The sequence below is a fragment of the Fusibacter sp. genome, assembly GCF_057447755.1.
This window is the reverse complement of sequence record NZ_JBVBZF010000520.1, coordinates 1-1,610: the sequence shown is the minus strand read 5'-3', so window position 1 is coordinate 1,610 and position 1,610 is coordinate 1. Positions and strand designations below refer to the sequence as shown.

Below are 1,610 nucleotides of genomic sequence, written 5' to 3'. Positions count from 1 at the left end.
CCAGAGCTTGAAGCCATGACTTTTGTTGATGCAAACAACAATATATATCGATACGAAGATGACTTCGATACGAAGGTATACTTCCCAGTGCACCTTGAGAAAAAGTCAACTGCCGAAGACGGTAATCTCTGGCAATTTGAATATGCACTGCCTTATGCCAGTTCGACGAAGAGCCTTGAAGATGTTAGGCTTAAACCACCTTATAAAGCCATGCTTTATGTATTTCCAAAAGGAACCATACTAGGAAACTATGGTGATGAACGTGTCATTAAGCTTGAAATTAATGATATTGATATTACGGGTAATATTTATGATTTACTTTATATTGAGCCCGTCAGAGGTAATTGACATTATATAAGTGCAAATAAAAAATATTATTTTAACAAGCATCTTGAAACGTGAAGAGAAATGTAATATAATTTAAAGGTAAATAAAAACAAAAAATCCATAAAATGAGAGGTGTATTGATGAAATCGAACAAAATGGCAAGTACATGTAGAATCTGCAGACAAGAAGAAAATTTAGTCACTTACAAAGAAGCACATATTTGCAAGAACTGTATTACCTACATAAAAGAAATGGCATAAGTTACAAGCGCGACAAAAGAGATATATAATTTACCCTAAAGTAAAAAATAAAGTGTTGTTGTAAATCCAATTTTTCAGATCTACAACAACACTTTATCATTTTTTGTATATATGGTTTGTCCCACTCTTTTGATGTGGTCCTTTAATTCTAAATTGCTTATCTTGTCGTAAATAACCAAATCGATTTGATATGGAAGATCAAGGGCGTCAATTCGCCCCATCAGTTTTATAAGAATTTCTGTATCTATCTCTAATCCTTTCAGACACAAATCAATATCAGAGCCATTCTTATGGGTGCCTTTTGCACGCGAACCAAATAAAATGACTTCTTGAATGTTTTCAAATTGAGAAAACATTGACGCAAATAATTTCCAGATACTGTCATCTATTTCTGTCATTGTTTACTTCACTTCCTTTATACCTGTAAATTTCTCTTGTAAATCAAGAAATGCAGATAAATATTTATGACGGATTAATTTGATAATATCATCAACAGTACTTTCGTCATATGTGTGGCTAGTGAGATTTCTACTTCTGATCATGTCCATCCATATATCACCATCTATAATTAATTCATACTTAAATGCTTGCCTAACAGCATCCTTTGATCCATAAATTTCAGAATTTCCTCGATCTTCCAAGAAATCTTTCATCACTTTCCAAGCGAGATCATGTGTAAACTCAAATGCTTGAATAACACCTTGTTTTTCTAAATGACTTAGTTCTCTAATTGACATCAAATCTATGGCATTATTTAATTGAGATAATGCTTTTTTATAGTTTTCAAATCTTTGCTGCCATCTAATATCCATAAAGTATCTGTCCTTTCAAAATTAAGGTGATCTAAGGTTACACTTTATTATATCTTATTGAGATTAAAATTCAAAATGGATATAGAATTTTGCCATATAGAATTGAATTAAAAAACAAGATTGAAATCCAATATTCTAAACAAAATAGTTCAATCCTAAATAAATTGAATACACGACTAAGAGCATACCACCCTCTAATCTAGAAATTTTT

The 1,610-nt window shown here is 31.4% G+C and carries 3 protein-coding genes; 1 reads left to right on the top strand and 2 read right to left on the bottom strand.

The features are described from left to right. Window positions 1-348, top strand: a 348-nt coding sequence (locus AC220I_RS22335) for a hypothetical protein (RefSeq protein WP_486726076.1), incomplete at its 5' end; no start/stop codon positions are given. A 319-nt stretch (window positions 349-667) separates the two neighbouring features. Here the strand turns inward: AC220I_RS22335 and AC220I_RS22330 are convergent. Together AC220I_RS22330 and AC220I_RS22325 are read right to left on the bottom strand one after the other, a co-directional pair. Further along, the gene (locus tag AC220I_RS22330; protein ID WP_486726075.1) at window positions 668-985 is read right to left on the bottom strand and encodes a nucleotidyltransferase domain-containing protein; all 318 of its coding nucleotides are present in this window, start codon (window positions 983-985) and stop codon (window positions 668-670) included. A 3-nt stretch (window positions 986-988) separates the two neighbouring features. Then, entirely contained in the window at window positions 989-1,399 is a 411-nt protein-coding gene (locus tag AC220I_RS22325) for a nucleotidyltransferase substrate binding protein (RefSeq protein WP_486726074.1), read from the bottom strand. Window positions 1,400-1,610: the final 211 nt, after the last annotated feature.